The organism is Streptomyces sp. NPDC015139 (assembly GCF_043079785.1).
Lineage (GTDB): Bacteria > Actinomycetota > Actinomycetes > Streptomycetales > Streptomycetaceae > Streptomyces > Streptomyces albidocamelliae.
Window position 1 is genome coordinate 87,252 of the sequence record NZ_JBIBUW010000015.1, and the last position, 18,147, is coordinate 105,398.

15 protein-coding genes and 1 riboswitch are annotated in these 18,147 nt (G+C 71.0%); of the genes, 8 read left to right on the top strand and 7 right to left on the bottom strand.

Features of this window, described 5'->3' with window-relative positions; all coding sequences use genetic code 11:
* Positions 1-15: 15 nt before the first annotated feature.
* From ACF08B_RS32335 to ACF08B_RS32360, 6 genes are all read left to right on the top strand, one after another.
* Positions 16-1,347, top strand: a complete 1,332-nt coding sequence (locus ACF08B_RS32335) for an HD-GYP domain-containing protein (RefSeq protein ID WP_392320632.1) — start codon at positions 16-18, stop codon at positions 1,345-1,347.
* Positions 1,344-2,639: an HD-GYP domain-containing protein gene (locus tag ACF08B_RS32340; protein WP_392320633.1), complete on the top strand. Its 1,296-nt coding sequence runs from the start codon at positions 1,344-1,346 to the stop codon at positions 2,637-2,639. The genes ACF08B_RS32335 and ACF08B_RS32340 overlap by 4 nt, the downstream gene beginning before the upstream one ends.
* Before the next feature lie 100 nt (positions 2,640-2,739).
* Entirely contained in the window at positions 2,740-3,747 is a 1,008-nt protein-coding gene (locus ACF08B_RS32345) for a tetratricopeptide repeat protein (protein ID WP_392320634.1), read from the top strand.
* A 73-nt stretch (positions 3,748-3,820) separates the two neighbouring features.
* Positions 3,821-4,471, top strand: a complete 651-nt coding sequence (def, locus tag ACF08B_RS32350; protein WP_073889376.1) for a peptide deformylase — start codon at positions 3,821-3,823, stop codon at positions 4,469-4,471.
* 291 nt (positions 4,472-4,762) lie between these two features.
* A complete protein-coding gene (gene cyc1 / locus ACF08B_RS32355; RefSeq protein WP_392320635.1) occupies positions 4,763-5,848 on the top strand; it encodes an epi-isozizaene synthase in 1,086 nt (361 codons plus the stop codon).
* Entirely contained in the window at positions 5,845-7,215 is a 1,371-nt protein-coding gene (locus ACF08B_RS32360) for a cytochrome P450 (protein WP_392320636.1), read from the top strand. The genes cyc1 and ACF08B_RS32360 overlap by 4 nt, the downstream gene beginning before the upstream one ends.
* Positions 7,216-7,237: 22 nt before the next feature.
* Here the strand turns inward: ACF08B_RS32360 and ACF08B_RS32365 are convergent, their stop codons facing one another.
* Positions 7,238-8,203, bottom strand: a complete 966-nt coding sequence (locus tag ACF08B_RS32365; protein WP_392320637.1) for a helix-turn-helix domain-containing protein — start codon at positions 8,201-8,203, stop codon at positions 7,238-7,240.
* A 93-nt stretch (positions 8,204-8,296) separates the two neighbouring features.
* Here ACF08B_RS32365 and ACF08B_RS32370 point away from each other — a divergent pair, with 93 nt between their 5' ends.
* On the top strand, positions 8,297-8,527 hold the full coding sequence (locus ACF08B_RS32370) for a hypothetical protein (protein ID WP_093474840.1): 231 nt from the start codon (positions 8,297-8,299) through the stop codon (positions 8,525-8,527).
* Between the two features lie 11 nt (positions 8,528-8,538).
* On the opposite strand, the gene ACF08B_RS32375 is transcribed toward ACF08B_RS32370, so the two are convergent.
* The 6 genes from ACF08B_RS32375 to nagB all read right to left on the bottom strand — a co-directional run bounded on the left by ACF08B_RS32375 (position 8,539) and on the right by nagB (position 16,124).
* The gene (locus ACF08B_RS32375; RefSeq protein WP_392320638.1) at positions 8,539-9,552 is read right to left on the bottom strand and encodes a ribonucleotide-diphosphate reductase subunit beta; all 1,014 of its coding nucleotides are present in this window, start codon (positions 9,550-9,552) and stop codon (positions 8,539-8,541) included.
* Entirely contained in the window at positions 9,552-11,921 is a 2,370-nt protein-coding gene (locus ACF08B_RS32380) for a ribonucleoside-diphosphate reductase subunit alpha (RefSeq protein WP_392320639.1), read from the bottom strand. Before ACF08B_RS32380 ends, ACF08B_RS32375 begins: the two co-directional genes overlap by 1 nt.
* Positions 11,922-12,066: 145 nt before the next feature.
* Positions 12,067-12,144, bottom strand: a riboswitch (cobalamin riboswitch).
* 202 nt (positions 12,145-12,346) lie between these two features.
* Entirely contained in the window at positions 12,347-13,975 is a 1,629-nt protein-coding gene (gene mctP / locus ACF08B_RS32385; RefSeq protein WP_093697494.1) for a monocarboxylate uptake permease MctP, read from the bottom strand.
* On the bottom strand, positions 13,972-14,235 hold the full coding sequence (locus ACF08B_RS32390) for a DUF3311 domain-containing protein (protein ID WP_176985578.1): 264 nt from the start codon (positions 14,233-14,235) through the stop codon (positions 13,972-13,974). The genes mctP and ACF08B_RS32390 overlap by 4 nt, the downstream gene beginning before the upstream one ends.
* Positions 14,236-14,373: 138 nt before the next feature.
* The gene (locus ACF08B_RS32395) at positions 14,374-15,138 is read right to left on the bottom strand and encodes a GntR family transcriptional regulator (protein WP_073889388.1); all 765 of its coding nucleotides are present in this window, start codon (positions 15,136-15,138) and stop codon (positions 14,374-14,376) included.
* 200 nt (positions 15,139-15,338) lie between these two features.
* Positions 15,339-16,124 (bottom strand): glucosamine-6-phosphate deaminase, encoded by a 786-nt coding sequence (nagB, locus tag ACF08B_RS32400; protein ID WP_392320640.1) that lies wholly within the window; start codon positions 16,122-16,124, stop codon positions 15,339-15,341.
* 485 nt (positions 16,125-16,609) lie between these two features.
* Here nagB and ACF08B_RS32405 point away from each other — a divergent pair, with 485 nt between their 5' ends.
* Positions 16,610-18,085 carry a sensor histidine kinase gene (locus ACF08B_RS32405; RefSeq protein ID WP_093474832.1) on the top strand — a complete coding sequence of 492 codons (1,476 nt, stop codon included), beginning with the start codon at positions 16,610-16,612 and terminating at the stop codon, positions 18,083-18,085.
* The last annotated feature ends 62 nt before the right edge of the window (positions 18,086-18,147 follow it).

Consider the following 18,147-nt stretch of genomic DNA (forward strand, 5'->3'; position numbering starts at 1 on the left):
CGGGGAAGGGGCGCGATGGAGGCGGTACCGGCGAGGGCTCGCGGCTATGTGGCCTGCGTCGCCCTGCTGTCCGCGCTCTGCGTCCTGCCGCTGCCGAGGACGCACGCCCCCTGGTGGGCGATCGGCCTGCTCGCGGCGCTCTACGCGGCCTGTGAGCACCTTGTGGGCCGCCGTTTCGGCGGCACCTTCTACCCGGTCCTCCTGGCCGGAGCGTTCCTGCTGCCCCCACCCGCCGCCGCGCTCGTTCCGCTGCCTGCCGCGCTGTTCGCGCGCGGGGAGCACCGGCCGGCGCCGCTGCGGCGCGTCTGGCGCGCCGCACAGCCCTCGCTGGCCGTGTGGGGCGCCGCCCACGTCCACCGGGCGCTCGGCGGGCGGGACGCCGTCGTCGACTGCGACTTCCCCTACGCGCTGCTGCCCGCCGGCGCGGCCGTCCTCGCGTTCTGCCTGATCCTCACCGTCCTCGACGGCGGCATCCTCGCCCTCACCGTGGGCGTGCCCGCGCCCGCCGGGCGGGGGAGCGCGCCCGCGCGCCGGACCTGGCGCGGGCTGCTCTCCCGCGCGCTCGCGCCGGTCGCCGTGCACGGACTCGCCGGGCTGATGATGGCCGTCCTGTGGCGCAGCCCGTACGGCCCCGTCGCCGCGCTGCTCGTGCTGCTGCCGATGTGCGTCTCCTGGTGGGTGTTCGCCCAGTACCACCGCGAACGCGCCGCGCACCAGGCCACCATCCGCGCCCTGGTGCAGGCCGTCGACATCAAGGACGGCTACACGCGCGGCCACAGCGAACGCGTCGGACAGGCCTCCGTGCTGATCGCCCGCGAACTCGGCATGGACGACGAACGCGTCGAGGTGCTGCGCTTCGCCGGCATCCTGCACGACGTCGGCAAGCTGGGCGTCCCCACCCGGCTGCTGCGCAAGGACGGCCCGCTGACCCCCGAGGAACGCCGGATCATCGAGCTGCACCCCGAGTACGGCCACGAGATGGTGCGTGGGATCTCCTTCCTCGGCGAGGCCCGCGCCGCGATCCTGCACCACCACGAGCGCCTCGACGGCAGCGGTTACCCGTACGGTCTCGCCGGCACCCGGATCCCCGAGTGCGCCCGCGTCGTGGCCGTCGCGGACGCCTTCGACGCGATGACCTCCACCCGGTCCTACAGCCGGGCCCGGCCGGTCCCCGCCGCGGTGGCCGAGCTGGAGCGCTGCGCCGGCTCCCATTTCGACCCCCGCATGGTCGCCGCGCTCGTGCGCGCCCTGCGCCGCCACGGCTGGCATCCCGCGGTCACCGCCGACGAGCCCGCCCACGGCGGGGCACCCCGGCAGCGGCCGGCCGGCACCGGGACGCCCCGATGACGGCCCCCCTGCGGCTCGTCCACGGCGCCGCCGCCCTCGTCGCGACCGGCTGCCTGGCCCTCACCCTGGCGAGCGGCCTCCAGGAAAGGGGCGTCGCGCTCGCCTTCGGCGTGCTCATCGCCGTCGGCGAGCTGACCCGCTGGGGAGCCTCCCCCGGCCGGCAGGCCGCGCCCCTCGGCGCCGCCGGATCGCTGTCGTACGCCCTGCTGGGCGCCGACGCCGGGCGGCCCACGCAGCACGGCGCCGCCCAGGTCGTCACCGTGGTCCTCACCGCCGCCCTGCTCGGCGCCGTCCCGCACATCTGGTCCGGCAGCACGCCCACCCGAGATCACCTGGCCCGCCGCGTCCTCACCGTCGGCTTCGCCGCCGTCTGCTTCCAGCCCCTCTACAACCGGGGAGTGTTCGACTCCTGGGACGGCCCCGCCTACGCCCTGCTCCTCGTCACCCTGCTCAGCCTCAGCGCGCTCTGCGACGCCGTGCTGGCCGCCGCCCTGGCCCACTTCCGCACCCGCTGGCCGTTCGGCCCGCTGCTGCGCGAGGAACTGCACGGGCTGCTCGGCATCGGCTCCGCCGTCTGCGCGACCGGCGCGGTGATGGCCCTCGGGGTCGCCGTCGCCGGTCTGTGGGCGCTGCCCGTCTTCTGCCTGCCCCTGCTCCTCACCCAGCTGTCCGTCCGCCGGCACGCGGCCGTCCGCGCCACCTACCGGCAGACCATCGCCTCCCTCGCCCGCGCCACGGAGATCGCCGGGTACACCCCCGCCGGCCACGCCCACCGGGTCGCCGCGCTCAGCCTGGCCGTCGGCCGGGACCTCGGCCTGGCCGGCCCCGAACTGACCGTCCTGGAGTACGCGGCCCTCATGCACGACATCGGCCAGCTCAGCCTGGTCGACCCGGTCCCGGCCGGTGCCACCGCGGACCTGCCGGACGAGGAGCAGCGGCGGATCGCCCTGCTCGGCGGTGCCGTCGTCCGGCAGACCGGCGTGGACGCGGCCGTCGCGGTCGTCGTCGAGCGGCAGGCCGACCCCTGCCGTGAGCAGCCGGTCGCCGCGCGGATCGTCCGGGCCGTGAACGCCTACGAGGAGAAGACCCGGGGTACCGGACCCGAGGGGCCGCTGCGTGCGCTGGAGGAACTGCGCCTCGGCACCGCCGGGGACTACGCTCCGGAGATCGTGGAGTCGCTCGCGCGGGTCCTCGCCCAGCCGCGGGGACGGGGCGAGAGCGGGCCGGCCGGGGGCGGCGGGAGACGCACGGCACTGTCTGACCCCGTCCGCGGCTGGGTAACCCATGGGTAATGAGCGCCTTTCCCACCGCACGTGGTTGGATGCGAGGGAGAGGGTGTCCGGGGGCACAAGCCAGCCCACTGAGCGGAACTGGAACTGGCAGGCGGGAATCGTGAGGATCTTCGGCAAGGGACGGCACCGGCCCTCCGCCTCCTGGCGGCAGGCCACCGACCGCGCGTTCACCCTGATCGGCGACGGCCGGTACGAGGACGCGGGCGAGCTGCTGACACGCGCCGCCGACCTGGAGCCCTGGCTGGCGGAGTCCTGGTTCAACCTCGCCCTGCTGCACAAGTTCCGGCACGACTGGGAGCAGGCCCGGGCCGCCGGTCTGCGGGCGGTCGCCCTGCTGGACCGGGAGGCCGGCGCCCCCGACTGGTGGAACGTCGGCATCGCCGCCACCGCCCTGCAGGACTGGCCGCTGGCCCGGCGCGCCTGGCAGGCGTACGGGCTGAAGGTGCCCGGCGGGTCCTCGCGGCCGAAGGGCGGTCTCGGCGCCCCCGTCTCCGGCGAGCCGGTGGGCATGGAGCTGGGCAGCGCGGCCGTACGGCTCTCCCCGGAGGGCGAGGCCGAGGTCGTGTGGGGCCGCAGGCTGGACCCGGCGCGGATGGAGGTGCTGTCCATCCCGCTTCCCTCCTCCGGACGCCGCTGGGGCGAGGTCGTGCTGCACGACGGCGTCCCGCACGGCGAGCGCACGACGTCCACCGGGCACAGCTACCCCGTCTTCGACGAGATCGAGCTGTGGGCGCCGTCCCCCGTCCCCACCTGGGTGGTCCTGCTGGAGGCGGCCACGGAGGCGGACCGGGACGCGCTGGAGCAGCTGGCGGCCGACGCGGGGTTCGCCGCCGAGGACTGGTCCTCGTCGGTACGGCTGCTGTGCCGGATGTGCTCGGAGTCGCGGATGCCGTCGGACGAGGGCGAAGGGGTGCACCTGGACCCGCACGACCACAGCGAGCCGGGCCATCCCGGGCCGCTGGGGCACCGGACGGACGGACAGCTGTGGGTCCCGGAGCGGGAGTGCGGGGTCGCGGCGCCGGCCTCGCTGGTCCGGGGTCTGCTGGACGGGTGGGTCGCCGACAGCCCGGACTCGCGGGACTGGCGGGATCTCGAAGAGGTTTGCTGAGCCGCCCGTGACCAGCCGCCTTTAGGCTGTACTCGCAGAAATTTCCAGGCTTGCAGGAAGGCATACGTCGGTCATGGCGCAGCAGGACACCGATCAGCAGCACGCGGGCGTGCTCCCCGTCGACGACGAGGGCTACGTCGTGGACACGGAGGACTGCGAGGAGCGCGAGACGGCCTGGCGGGAGCGCGGGACCTCGCGCCCGATCACGGTCGTCGGCAACCCGGTGCTGCACAAGGAGTGCAAGGACGTCACCGAGTTCGGCGAGGAGCTGCAGCAGCTGGTCGCGGACATGTTCGCGAGCCAGCGCACCGCCGAGGGCGTGGGCCTGGCCGCGAACCAGATCGGGGTCGACCTGAAGGTCTTCGTGTACGACTGCCCCGACGACGAGGGCGAGCGGCACGTCGGTGTGGTGTGCAACCCGAAGCTCGTGGAGCTGCCCGCCGAGCAGCGCCGGCTGGACGACAGCAACGAGGGCTGCCTGTCGGTGCCGACCGCGTACGCGCCGCTCGCGCGCCCCGACTACGCCGAGGTGACCGGCCAGGACGAGAAGGGCAACCCGATCAAGGTCCGGGGCACCGGCTACTTCGCACGCTGTTTGCAGCACGAGACCGACCACCTCTACGGCTACCTCTACATCGACCGGCTGTCCAAGCGGGACCGCAAGGACGCGCTGCGGCAGATGGCCGAGAACGAGCCACGCTACCCCGTGGTCGCCAACGACTAGTCGGCGCACGGCAGTAGGGGCGCCCGGCCGGGATCACTCCCGGCCGGGCGCCCTTGCCATGGGTGCGGTTCGCACGTCCGTGCGTCGTACATCCGGTCGCTTCCGTCCTCCCGGCGATCCCCAATCGGTCACGCAAGGGGAGATTCTCGGCACCTTGGGGTAGTGAGTGGAGCAAATCCGTTCCCACGACGGTCAGTTGTGGTGCTGAATGTAAGTGCGGGATACGCAACGGCGCACGCCCGGCACGACGGGAGGGGCGTACGCTCCTGGCGGCTGAGAGGGGTTTGTTCTGTGCAAGCTTTCCCACACAGCACCACAGCGACACCGACGGCGGTGGTGGTCCCACCCTCACTGGCACTCCCGGTGATCGAGTCCGCCTTTCCCCGGCAACTGCATCCGTATTGGCCGCGACTACAGGAGAAGACGCGGCACTGGCTGCTGGAAAAACGGCTCATGCCGGCGGACAAGGTGCACGAATATGCCGACGGACTTTGCTACACCGACCTCATGGCGGGGTACTACATCGGCGCCCCCGACGAGGTCCTGCAGGCCATAGCCGACTACAGCGCCTGGTTCTTCGTCTGGGACGACCGGCACGACCGCCACGTGGTGCACGGACGGGCCGGCGAGTGGCGGCGGCTGCGGTACCGCCTGCACGCGGCGCTCGACGCGCCGGGGCACCACCTGCGCCACCCGGACCCGCTGGTCGCCGGGTTCGCCGACAGCGTGCTGCGGCTGTACGGGTTCCTGCCCCGCACCTGGAACCAGCGGTTCGCCCGGCACTTCCACTCGGTGATCGAGGCGTACGACCGCGAGTTCCGCAACCGCACCGAGGGATATGTGCCCGGCGTCGAGGAATACCTCGCCCTGCGCCGCCACACCTTCGCGCACTGGATATGGACGGACCTACTGGAGCCGAGCGCCGGGTGTGAACTTCCGGACGTGGTGAGGAAGAAACCCGCGTACCGCCGGGCCGCACTGCTGAGTCAGGAATTCGCCGCCTGGTACAACGACCTGTGCTCACTGCCCAAGGAAATAGCGGGCGACGAGGTCCACAATCTCGGAATCAGTCTCATCACACACGAGGGGCTGACTCTCGAAGAAGCCGTGGACGAAATGAGGCGGCGCGTCGAGAAATGCGTCGACGAATTCGTCGTGGCCGAACAGGACGCCCTCCGGCTCGCCGACGAAATCGACGACGGTACGGTGAGCGGCAAGGAATTGAGCGCCGCCGTCCGCGCCTGCGTCGGCAATATGCGCGACTGGTTCAGCTCCGTCTACTGGTTCCACCACGAGTCCGGCCGGTACATGGTCGACAGCTGGGACGACCGGTCCACGCCCCCGTACGTCACCAACGAAGCGGCAGGTGAGAAATGACCGTCGAGTCTGTGAAGCCCGTGGCCCCCGAGGCGGCGGAGCTGCGGGAGCCCCCGCTGGCCGGGGGCGCGGTGCCGGGCCTCGGGCACGGCCTGAAGCTGGTCCGCGACCCGCTCGCGTTCATGTCCGGGCTGGGCCGGCACGGCGACGTCGTACGCCTGAGGCTCGGCCCCAAGACGGTGTACGCCGTCACCACGCCGGCGCTCACCGGCGCACTGGCCCTGAGCCCCGACTTCAAGATCGACGGACCCCTGTGGGAGTCCCTCGAGGGACTGCTCGGCAAGGAGGGCGTGGCCACCGCCAACGGCCCCCGGCACCGGCGTCAGCGGCGCACCATCCAGCCCGCGTTCCGGCTCGACGCGATCCCGGACTACGGGCCGGTGATGGAGGAGGAGGCGCACGCGCTGACCGTGCGCTGGCGGCCAGGCGAGACCATCGACTGCACCTCGGAGTCCTTCCGGGTCGCCGTCCGCATCGCCGCCCGCTGCCTGCTGCGCGGCGAGTACATGGACGAGCGTGCCGAGCGGCTCAGCAACGACCTCGCCACCGTCTTCCGCGGCATGTACCGGAGGATGGTGGTTCCGCTGGGACCGCTGTACCGGCTGCCGTTCCCGGCCAACCGTGAATTCAACCGGGCACTGGCCGATTTGCATCTGCTGGTCGACGAGATCGTCGCCGAGCGGAGGGCATCTGGTCAAAAGCCGGACGATTTGCTGACGGCATTGCTGGAGGCGAAGGACGACAATGGCGACCCCATCGGGGAACAGGAGATCCACGACCAGGTCGTCGCGATACTCACCCCCGGAAGCGAAACAGTCGCGTCCACGATCATGTGGCTGCTCCAGGTCCTCGCGGAACATCCGGAACACGCCGAGAAGGTACGGACCGAGGTCGAATCCGTGACCGGTGGCCGACCCGTCGGATTCGAGCACGTCCGCTCACTGACGCACACGAACAATGTCGTGGTCGAGGCCATGCGGCTCAGGCCCGCCGTATGGATTTTGACGCGGCGCGCGGTGACCGACACCGCGCTCGGCGGCTATCGCATTCCGGCCGGGGCCGACATCGTCTACAGCCCGTACGCGATCCAGCGGGACGCCCGCTCCTACGAGGGCCACCTCGACTTCGACCCCGACCGCTGGCGGCCCGAGCGGGCCAAGGACGTGCCGAAGTACGCGATGAGCCCGTTCAGCGTGGGCAACCGCAAGTGCCCGAGCGACCACTTCTCCATGACCCAGCTGAGCCTGATCACCGCGGCGATCTCGGCGAAGTACCGCTTCGAGCAGGTCGGCGGGTCGAACGACAGCACACGCGTGGGCATCACGCTCCGTCCGCACGACCTGCGCCTGCGGGCGATGCCCTGGTAGGGCGCCTGATACCGGCGCGCGCTCAGGCGGCCTGCGGGCCCCGGAACGCGCGCCGGTAGGCGTTCGGGGTCGTCCCGATCGCCCGGACGAACTGGTGCCGCAGCGCGGCCGCCGTGCCGAACCCGGTGCGCCAGGCGATCGCGTCCATCGTCTCGTCCGACCCCTCCAGCAACTCCTGGGCCAACAGCACCCGTTGGCGAAGGATCCACCGGTAGGGCGTGGTCCCCGTCTCCTGCTGGAACCGGCGAGCGAAGGTGCGCGGCGACATGTGGGCGCGGGCGGCGAGCTGCTCCACGGTCACCTCCTGGTCGAGGTGCTCCTCCATCCACACCAGGACCTCCCCGACGGTGTCGCACGAGGTCCGCGGCAGCGGCCGCTCGATGTACTGCGCCTGTCCGCCGTCCCGGTGCGGCGGCACCACCATCCGGCGGGCGATCTTGTTGGCGACCTCCGGACCCTGTTCCTTGCGCACCAGGTGCAGACAGGCGTCGATCCCGGCGGCGGTGCCGGCGGAGGTGATGACCGGGTCCTCGTCGACGTAGAGGACGTCCGGCTCGATGACCGCCCGCGGATTGCGCACCGCCAACTCCCCGGCCTGCCGCCAGTGCACACTGCACCGGCGCCCGTCGAGCAGTCCGGCCGCGCCGAGCACGAAGACGCCCGAGCACACGCTGAGCACCCGGGTGCCCCGCTCCACGGCCCGCACCAGGGCGTCGAGCAGCGCGGGCGGATAGTCCCGCACGACGTAGTCGGCCCCGGCGGGCACGGCGATCAGGTCGGCCTCCTCCAGCCGGTCCAGGCCGTACGGCGTCGACACGGAGAGCCCGCCGACATGCGTGCTCAGCGTCGGCCCCTCCGCCGAGACCACCGCGAAGTCGTACACCGGCAGCCCCTCGTCGCTGCGGTCGATGCCGAACACCTCGCACACGACACCCAGCTCGAAGGGGTGCACCCCGTCCAGCAGTACTGCGGCCACGTTCTTCAGCATGCTGCCAGTGTGCCTCGTCGATGGCAGTAATTCGAGGGTCTGCGGCAGTCCTGCCACTCACGGTAAGGAGCATTCGGCGCGACAGTAGTGTCCATGAACGGAAACCAGATCGAAGGCCTGATCGGAATGACCGCCACCCTCGGGATCCTGCTCCTGCTGGTTCTCCCGTCCGTGCTCGGCATCGTGCGCGACCGGCGCATCGACCGGCAGCTCAGGGAGGCCGAGCGCAGCGGGCGGCGGCCGGCGGCCGCGTCCCCGCAGCCGCCGGCCCCCCGCAGGGCCGTCAAGTCCCGCCGTCACCACGGCGCCACCCGCGCCGCCTGAGGGCGGTTGGTTCAGAAGTCCTCGTCGAAGTCGACCGTGCCCTCCACGGCGACCTGGTACGCGGACGGGCGGCGCTCGAAGAAGTTCGTCAGCTCCTGGACGCCCTGCAGCTCCATGAAGGAGAAGGGGTTCTCCGAGCCGTACACCGGGGCGAAGCCGAGACGCGTCAGACGCTGGTCGGCGACGCACTCCAGGTACTGGCGCATGGAGTCGGTGTTCATGCCGGGCAGGCCGTCACCGCACAGGTCGCGCGCGAACTGCAACTCCGCCTCGACGGCCTCCCGCAGCATGCCGACGACCTGCTGCTGGAGCTCGTCGTCGAACAGGTCCGGCTCCTCCTTGCGGACGGTGTCGACCACCTCGAAGGCGAAGGACATGTGCATCGTCTCGTCGCGGAACACCCAGTTGGTGCCCGTGGCGAGACCGTGCAGCAGACCCCGGCTGCGGAACCAGTAGACGTACGCGAAGGCGCCGTAGAAGAACAGTCCCTCGATGCACGCGGCGAAGCAGATCAGATTGAGCAGGAAGCGGCGGCGGTCCGCCTTCGACTCGAGGCGGTCCAGCTTCTCCACCTCGTTGATCCACTTGAAGCAGAACCCGGCCTTCTCGCGGATCGACGGGATGTTCTCCACGGCGGCGAAGGCGGCGGCCCGGTCCTCCGGGTCGGGAAGGTAGGTGTCGAGCAGCGTCAGATAGAACTGGACGTGCACGGCCTCCTCGAAAAGCTGGCGCGACAGGTACAGGCGCGCCTCCGGGGAGTTGATGTGCTTGTACAGCGTCAGCACCAGGTTGTTCGCGACGATCGAGTCGCCCGTCGCGAAGAACGCGACCAGCCGGCCGATCAGGTGCTGCTCCTCCGGGGACAGCTTCGCGAGGTCGGCCACGTCCGAGTGCAGGTCGACCTCCTCCACGGTCCAGGTGTTCTTGATGGCGTCCCGGTAGCGCTCGTAGAAGTCCGGGTAGCGCATGGGACGCAGGGTCAGCTCGAAGCCCGGGTCGAGGAGGTTCTGGTTACGGGTGGTCATCACTGGCAGGCCTCGCAGGACTCGGGGTTCTCAAGGGAGCAGGCGACCGCGTCGGGCTCGGCGACCTGCTGGACGGGGATGGGCGCCTGGGTCTGCGCCTGGGCCTGGGCGGCCCGGGCGATCCGCGTCGCCGGGCGGGAGCGCAGGTAGTACGTCGTCTTCAGGCCCGACTTCCAGGCGTACGCGTACATCGAGGAGAGCTTGCCGATGGTCGGCGTCTCCAGGAACAGGTTCAGCGACTGTGCCTGATCCAGGTACGGGGTACGCGCCGCGGCCATGTCGATGAGGCCGCGCTGCGGGATCTCCCAGGCGGTGCGGTACAGCTGCCGCACGTCCGCCGGGATCCAGGCGAAGTCCTGCACCGAGCCGTTGGACTCGCGCAGCGCCTCGCGGGTGCGCGCGTCCCACACGCCCAGGTCCTTCAGGTCCCGCACCAGGTAGGAGTTGACCTGGAGGAACTCACCCGACAGCGTCTCGCGCTTGAACAGGTTGGAGACCTGCGGCTCGATGCACTCGTAGACGCCCGCGATGGAGGCGATGGTGGCGGTCGGGGCGATGGCGAGGAGCAGCGAGTTGCGCATGCCGACCGAGGCGATCCGCTCGCGCAGCGCCGCCCAGCGCTCCGGCCAGGCCGGCTCCACGCCGTAGTGGTCGGGGTGCAGCACACCGCGGGCGGTACGGGTCTTCTCCCACGCCGGCAGCGGGCCGTTGCGCTCGGCGAGGTCGGCGGAGGCCTCGTACGCGGCCAGCATGATGCGCTCGGCGATCCGCGTCGACAGGGCCTTGGCCTCGGGGGAGTCGAAGGGCAGCCGCAGCTTGAAGAAGACGTCCTGCAGACCCATCGCGCCGAGGCCCACCGGCCGCCACCTGGCGTTGGAGCGGCCCGCCTGCTCGGTCGGGTAGAAGTTGATGTCCACGACGCGGTCGAGGAAGGTGACGGCGGTGCGGACCGTCTCGTCCAGCCGCTCCCAGTCGATGTCGCCGTCGGCGACGAAGGCGCCCAGGTTGACCGAGCCCAGGTTGCAGACCGCGGTCTCGCCGTCGTCCGTGACCTCCAGGATCTCCGTGCAGAGGTTCGAGGAGTGGACGACGTGGCCCGGCTCGGCCGTCTGGTTGGCGGTGCGGTTGGCCGCGTCCTTGAAGGTCATCCAGCCGTTGCCGGTCTGGGCCAGCGTGCGCATCATGCGGCCGTACAGGTCACGGGCCGGGATGGTCTTCCGGGCCAGCCCGGCGGCCTCGGCCTCGCGGTACGCGGCGTCGAACTCCGCGCCCCACAGGTCCACCAGCTCGGGCACGTCCGCCGGGGAGAACAGCGACCACTGCTCGTCGGCGTTGACGCGGCGCATGAACTCGTCCGGGATCCAGTGCGCCAGGTTCAGGTTGTGCGTACGGCGGGCGTCCTCACCGGTGTTGTCCCGCAGCTCCAGGAACTCCTCGATGTCGGAGTGCCAGGTCTCCAGGTACACCGCGGCCGCGCCCTTGCGCCGGCCGCCCTGGTTCACCGCGGCCACCGAGGCGTCCAGGGTCTTCAGGAACGGGACGATGCCGTTGGAGTGCCCGTTGGTGCCGCGGATCAGCGAACCGCGGCTGCGGATCCGGGAGTACGACAGACCGATGCCGCCGGCGTGCTTGGAGAGCCGCGCGACCTGGTGGTAGCGGTCGTAGATGGAGTCCAGCTCGTCCAGCGGGGAGTCCAGCAGGTAGCAGGACGACATCTGCGGGTGCCGCGTACCGGAGTTGAACAGGGTGGGGGAGGACGGCAGGTAGTCGAGGCGGCTCATGAGCCTGTAGAGCGCGGCGACCTCGTCCACCGAGCGGGTGGTGTCGTCCTCGGCCAGACCGGCGGCGACCCGCAGCATGAAGTGCTGGGGCGTCTCGACGACCTTGCGGGTGAAGGGGTGCCGCAGCAGGTAGCGGCTGTGCAGGGTGCGCAGGCCGAAGTAGCCGAAGCGGTCGTCGGCGGCCCGGTCGACCAGCGCGTCCAGCCGCCCGGCGTGCAGCCGGACGAACTCGGCGGTCCGGTCCGCGATGAGCCCCTCCCGGTGTCCCACGGCCACGGACTCGGTGAACGAGGTGACGCCCTGCGAGGCGGCCTCCTCGCGGATGGCGAGGGTCAGCAGTCGGGCGGCCAGCCGGGAGTAGGCGGGGTCCTCGGAGATCAGGCCGGCGGCCGCCTCCGTGGCCAGCTCGCGCAACTCCGCCTCGTCGGCCCGAGCGGACCGGCCGCGCAGCGCGGCGGCGGCGACCCGGCCGGGGTCGGCGTCGGGGAGGTCGGCGGTCAGCTCGGTCAGGGTCCGCAGCAGCGCGGCACCGGGACCGTCGGTCTTCAGCTCGCTGACTGAAGCCGGGTCGGCTGGCGCGATGGTCACGTGGGGCTCTCCCTCGCTCGGCACAGGGCCTGGCGGAGGGCAGGGGGCAGCCACGAGCGCGCACGGCGTCGCGTCCACCGGCCCACTCCGCGAGGCCCGGACGTCTGTGAGCACCCGGACCGGACGGCCGGGCGCGCTGGCGGCAGGTCCTCGGACTGAACAGGCGTGCGGAGACACGCAAGTACACCGTTGCGGGACAGTTCCGGATTCGCACCGGATTCCCCTGCGGCGACAGCGAGGACGAGCATACATCTTGTGCTCGCCCGCCACGCCACCCCCAGATGTTGTGTCGCCGTCGGTTTCAGAGCGTCAACTGGTAGGTGAGGAGAGTGAGGTCGCCGGCCGCCTGCCCGGGCGGCGGCGGTGTGCCGGGAACGACGACGGGCCGCCGGATCCCCTCCGGCGGCCCGTCGCGCGGCTGTCGCTCAGTGACCGGTGCCCGCCGTCGCCGGCGGCAGCTCCACCTGGACGCCCGGGTCGCCGGCGTCCGCGGTGTAGTCCTCCGGCCGGGTCTGGTCGAGGCCCTCGGGGGCCTTCACGGCCTTCAGGACGAAGGTCAGGACCACGGTGACGACGACGTTCAGGACGAACGCGGTGAGACCGATGTACCCGATCTCGCCGATACCCGGGATCTCCTTCGCCGAGCCGCCGAAGTGCTTCTGCGTCGGCGAGGCCACCCCGTACGCGGCGACCGTGCCGTACACCATGCCGACCGCCCAGCCGGCCAGCAGCGCCCAGCGGTGGAACCAGCGGGTGAACAGGCCGCCCACCAGGGCCGGGAAGGTCTGCAGGATCCAGATGCCGCCCAGCAGCTGGAAGTTGATGGCGACCGTCTTGTCCATGGTGAGGACGAAGACCAGCGCGCCCACCTTCACCAGCAGCGACACGATCTTGGAGACCTGGGCCTCCTGCTTGGGCGTGGCGTCCGGCTTGATGAAGTCCTTGTAGATGTTGCGGGTGAAGAGGTTGGCCGCCGCGATGGACATGATCGCCGCCGGCACGAGCGCGCCGATGCCGATCGCCGCGAAGGCCACGCCCGCGAACCAGTCCGGGAACATGTCCTCGAACAACTGCGGGATCGCCAGCTGCCCGTTGGTCACCTTCACCCCGGCCGCGATCGCCATGAAGCCCAGCAGCGCCAGCAGGCCCAGCATGAGCGAGTACAGCGGCAGGATCGTGGTGTTCCGGCGGATCACTTCACGGCTCCTGGACGACAGGGTCGCGGTGATCGAGTGCGGGTACATGAACAGCGCGAGCGCCGAGCCGAGCGCCAGCGTGGCGTACGTCCACTGGCCCGCCTCGGGCGGGACGAGCGCGCCGCGCGGCTTGCCGGTGGCCGGGTTGACCTGGCTGAACGCGTCGCCCGCCTTGGCGAAGACGTCGTCGAAGCCGCCCAGCTTGATCGGGATGTAGATGATCGCCACCGCGATGACGATGTAGATCAGCGCGTCCTTGACGAACGCGATCAGGGCGGGCGCGCGCAGGCCGGAGGAGTACGTGTAGGCCGCGAGCACACCGAAGGCGATGAGCAGCGGGAGGTCCTTCACGAACCAGTTGGTGTTCTCGCCGCCGCCGACGCCCATCACGTCGAGCACCGCCTGGATGCCCACGAGCTGCAGCGCGATGTACGGCATCGTCGCCAGGATGCCGGTGAGCGCCACCGCCAGCGACAGGCCCTTCGAGCCGAACCGGCCGCGCACGAAGTCGGAGGTGGTCACATAGCCGTGCTTGTGCGACACGGACCACAGGCGGGGCAGGAAGGTGAAGATCAGCGGGTACACCAGGATCGTGTACGGCACCGCGAAGAAGCCGGACGCGCCCGCCGCGTAGATCGCCGCCGGGACGGCGACGAAGGTGTAGGCCGTGTACAGGTCACCGCCCAGCAGGAACCAGGTGACCCAGGTGCCGAACGACCGGCCGCCCAGGCCCCATTCGTCCAGGGAGTGCTCGTTCTCGGCCCGGCGCCAGCGCGCGGCCAGGAAGCCCATGACCGTGACGGCCAGGAAGAAGAAGATGAAGACGCCGAGCGCGACGCCGTTGACCCCGTCCTTCACTGCGCGGCACCCCCCTTCGCACCGTTGCGGGAACGCTGGTCGTGCTGCCACAGCTTGTACGCGGTCATCGTGAGCGCGGTGGAGATCAGCACCCAGAGCATCTGGTACCAGTAGAAGAACGGGATCCCGATGAACGTGGGGTCCGTCTTGGCGTACGAACCGAGCCACAGCATCGCGACGAAGGGCGCCACCAGACACAGGCCGATGACGACCCGGACCGGTGTCACCACCGGAGGTCTCACTTGAGGTGTTTCGGACATGCCACGGCTCCCGTCCCCTTGCTGATCACGCGTGTAATGCGCAGGCAATCTAGGTGACGGGATCAGTGCACGGGAAGACCTCGTCCGGATATCGGTATGCCGATTTCGGGGTGGCGGTGTGAAGAGACGCCGCCGGGGTCAGTCCACGGGCCGCTTCAGCCGCGCGACGAACTTGTACCGGTCGCCCCGGTACACGGACCGCACCCACTCCACCGGCTTGCCCTCGCGGTCCAGCGAGTGCCGGGAGAGCATCAGCATCGGCAGGCCCACGTCCGTGCCGAGCAGGCCCGCCTCACGGGGCGTGGCCAGGGAGGTCTCGATGGTCTCCTCGGCCTCGGCGAGGTGGACGTCGTAGACCTCGGCGAGCGCGGTGTACAGCGACGTGTACTTCACGAGCGAGCGGCGCAGGGCCGGGAAGCGCTTGGCGCTCAGATGCGTGGTCTCGATCGCCATCGGCTCGGCGTTGGCCATGCGCAGCCGCTCGATGCGCAGCACCCGCCCGCCGGCGGTGATGTCCAGCAGGTCGGCGAGCCGGTCGTCGGCCGTGATGTAGCCGATGTCCAGCAGTTGCGAGGTCGGCTCCAGGCCCTGGGCGCGCATGTCCTCGGTGTACGAGGTGAGCTGCAGCGCCTGGGAGACCTTGGGCTTGGCGACGAAGGTGCCCTTGCCCTGGATGCGCTCCAGCCGGCCCTCGACGACGAGCTCCTGCAGGGCCTGGCGGACGGTGGTGCGGGAGGTGTCGAACTCGGCGGCCAGCGTGCGCTCGGGCGGTACCGGCGTGCCCGGCGCCTGCGTCTCCGTCATGTCGAGCAGGTGCTTCTTCAAGCGGTAGTACTTGGGCACGCGCGCGGTACGGACGGTCGTGCCGGCCTCGTTCTCCGCACTGCTGACGTCGGTGCTCATGCTCTGCCTTCCCGGCTCCGGATGCCGAAAGCGACCGACCTCGCATCGGCCACGGCTCACATCGTGGCACGGCTTCGTGCGCCAGGAGTCCACCCCGCACGCTCCGTGATCTCCTCTGTATACCGGGGCCCCTGCTGTTGGTCTAGTCCATCAGGGGCAGTGCGTGCGGCGGCACCCCGGCCGCGCCGCCGCCGCCGCGGTCAGATCCCCTGCCACTCGGGCTTGTGCGCGTAGGTGTGGCGGAAGTAGTCGGCCAGCTTGAGCTTGGTCGCGGCCGCCTCGTCGACGACCACCGTGGCGTGTGGGTGGAGCTGGAGCGCGGAGGCCGGGCAGACCGCCGCGACCGGACCCTCGACGGTCGCCGCGACGGCGTCCGCCTTGCCCTCGCCGGTCGCCAGCAGCACCAGGTGCCGTGCCTCCAGGATCGTGCCGATGCCCTGGGTGATGACGTGGTGCGGGACCTGCTCGATGGCACCGTCGAAGAAGCGCGCGTTGTCGACGCGGGTCTGCTCGGTCAGCGTCTTGATGCGGGTGCGCGAGGCGAGCGAGGAGCACGGCTCGTTGAACCCGATGTGCCCGTCGGTCCCGATGCCGAGCAGCTGGAGGTCGACGCCGCCGGCCGCGACGAGTGCCCGGTCGTACGCCTCGCACGCCGCCTGAACGTCCGCGGCCGTGCCGTCCGGGCCCATGAACGCGTCCATGCCGATCCCGAGCGGCTCCAGCACCTCACGGCGCAGTACCGAGCGGTACGACTCCGGGTGGTCGGCGGGCAGCCCCACGTACTCGTCGAGCTGGGCGATCCGCGCCCGCGAGGTGTCCACGGCGCCGGAGCGCACCTTCGCGGTCAGGGCCTGGTAGACGGGCAGTGGGGTGGAGCCGGTGGCCACGCCGAGCACGGCGTCGGGCTTGCGTCGCAGCAGCTGCGCCATGGCCTCGGCGATCAGCTCGCCGCCCGCCGCGGCATCCGGAACGATGACAACTTCCACGCTGGGCCTGCCGTTCTGAAGTGGGCTCGTGCGTCTCTATGTGGTTTAGACCAATCTAACAGAATCGGCGTTCGAGGGCGCCCCCGAAAGGCGTCTCCTCCCAGGTGCCCCAAGGGAAACCGCGGGCGCCCGCGGAAATTGCCGCGGTCATCCGGCCCCATGACCGGCCGGGGCGGGCTAGGCTTCGTGGCATCGCGTGCCATCGCGCGAACGCGCATGCCGCCGCACCATGGACACGCCTTCGTGGTCTAGTCCACAATCCAAGTGAACAAGCCTCCGTCTTCCCCGCACAGGAAGGCGGATCGAGGAACCGGCGCTCTCTGCCCTGACTGCCCCGGCTCCTCGACCTTCGGCCGACCGGGACCGCACACCCCACGGCCGATGATGCTCCGGGCTGCGGTGCCGGGAGGGTTGAGGGTCCCTTCCAGGCGCCGCGGCCCGCGGGTGTTTTCCGGCCACCGCGAAGCCGCGGGTACGCTCGCACCGTGCCCTCCATGAACGAACTCGTACGCCAGCACACGGCCCTCGACGACTCCGACCTCGAGTGGCTCCACCTGCTGGTCTCGGAGTGGCAGCTGCTCTCCGACCTCTCCTTCGCCGACCTGGTCCTGTGGGTTCCCACCCGCGACGGCACCCGGTACGTCTCGGTCGCGCAGATGCGCCCCAACACCGGTCCGACCTCCTACCAGGACGACATGGTCGGCCATCTCGTCCCGCGCGGGCGCCGGCCCATGCTGGACGCGGCCCTGGACGAGGGCCGGATCGTGCGCGAGGGCGACCCGGAGTGGCGCGAGGAGGTCCCGGTACGGGTGGAGTCCATCCCCGTACGGCGTGAGGGCCGCGTCCTCGGGGTGATCGCCCGCAACACCAACCTGCTCACCGTCCGTACCCCGAGCCGGCTGGAGCTCACCTATCTCCAGAGCGCCTCGGACCTCGCGCAGATGATCGCGGCCGGCTCGTTCCCCTTCCCCGACCAGCAGGTCGACATGGACGCCTCGCCCCGCGTCGGCGACGGCCTCATCCGGCTGGACGCGGACGGCATCGTCCAGTACGCCTCCCCGAACGCCCTGTCCGCCTACCACCGGCTGGGCCTCGCCGCCGACCTGGTCGGCCACCACCTGGGGCGGACCACCGCGGAACTGGCGCCGTCCCGGGGGCCGGTGGACGAGGCGCTCGCCAAGGTGGCCAGCGGCTGGGCCCCGCGCGAGTTCGAGATCGAGGCCCACGACGGGGTGATCCAGTTCCGGGCCATCCCGCTCAAGCCCAAGGGCACGCGCATCGGTTCGCTGGTGCTGTGCCGGGACGTCACCGAACTCCGGCGCCGCGAGCGTGAGTTGATCACCAAGGACGCGACCATCCGGGAGATCCACCACCGGGTGAAGAACAACCTCCAGACGGTCGCCGCCCTGCTCCGGCTCCAGGCCCGGCGCATCGATTCCGAGCGCGGCCGGGAGGCCCTGGAGGAGGCCGTACGACGGGTCGGCTCCATCGCCATCGTGCATGAGACGCTGTCTCAGAACCTGGACGAGCGGGTCGAGTTCGACGACATCGCCGACCGGGTGCTGGCGATGGTCGCCGAGATCTCGCCGGGCAAGGTGACCGGCCGGCGCACCGGCCGGTTCGGGATACTCGACGCCGAGGTCGCCACCCCGTTGTCGATGGTCCTCACCGAGGTGCTGCAGAACGCCCTCGAACACGGCTTCCGTCAGGGCGACACCGGCACGGTCGAGGTTTCCGCCGTCCGCGGTGGCACCACCAAGGAGGCCCGCCTCCTCGTCACCGTCCAGGACGACGGCGTCGGCCTGCCCGAGGGCTTCGACCCGCACCGCTCGGGAAACCTGGGCCTGCAGATCGTACGGACCCTGGTGGAGGGCGAGTTGGGCGGCTCGTTCGACATGGTGCCGGCCCCGGAGCGGGGGACGCGGGTGATCCTCGACATCCCGGTCCTGGCGCAGAAGTGAGCGGCCGGCCCGCCGGGTACTGAGCGACGAGCCCGCGGGGAAGGGCAGTTGGGTCGGGCGGG

Bases quoted from the DNA above. Each gene is read 5' to 3' on its own strand.
- ACF08B_RS32335 (WP_392320632.1), top strand. From the start codon at position 16: ATGGAGGCGGTACCGGCGAGGGCTCGCGGCTATGTGGCCTGCGTCGCC.
- ACF08B_RS32340 (WP_392320633.1), top strand. From the start codon at position 1,344: ATGACGGCCCCCCTGCGGCTCGTCCACGGCGCCGCCGCCCTCGTCGCG.
- def (WP_073889376.1), top strand. From the start codon at position 3,821: ATGGCGCAGCAGGACACCGATCAGCAGCACGCGGGCGTGCTCCCCGTC.
- ACF08B_RS32360 (WP_392320636.1), top strand. From the start codon at position 5,845: ATGACCGTCGAGTCTGTGAAGCCCGTGGCCCCCGAGGCGGCGGAGCTG.
- ACF08B_RS32365 (WP_392320637.1), bottom strand. From the start codon at position 8,203: ATGCTGAAGAACGTGGCCGCAGTACTGCTGGACGGGGTGCACCCCTTC.
- ACF08B_RS32370 (WP_093474840.1), top strand. From the start codon at position 8,297: ATGAACGGAAACCAGATCGAAGGCCTGATCGGAATGACCGCCACCCTC.
- ACF08B_RS32375 (WP_392320638.1), bottom strand. From the start codon at position 9,552: ATGACCACCCGTAACCAGAACCTCCTCGACCCGGGCTTCGAGCTGACC.
- ACF08B_RS32390 (WP_176985578.1), bottom strand. From the start codon at position 14,235: ATGTCCGAAACACCTCAAGTGAGACCTCCGGTGGTGACACCGGTCCGG.
- ACF08B_RS32395 (WP_073889388.1), bottom strand. From the start codon at position 15,138: ATGAGCACCGACGTCAGCAGTGCGGAGAACGAGGCCGGCACGACCGTC.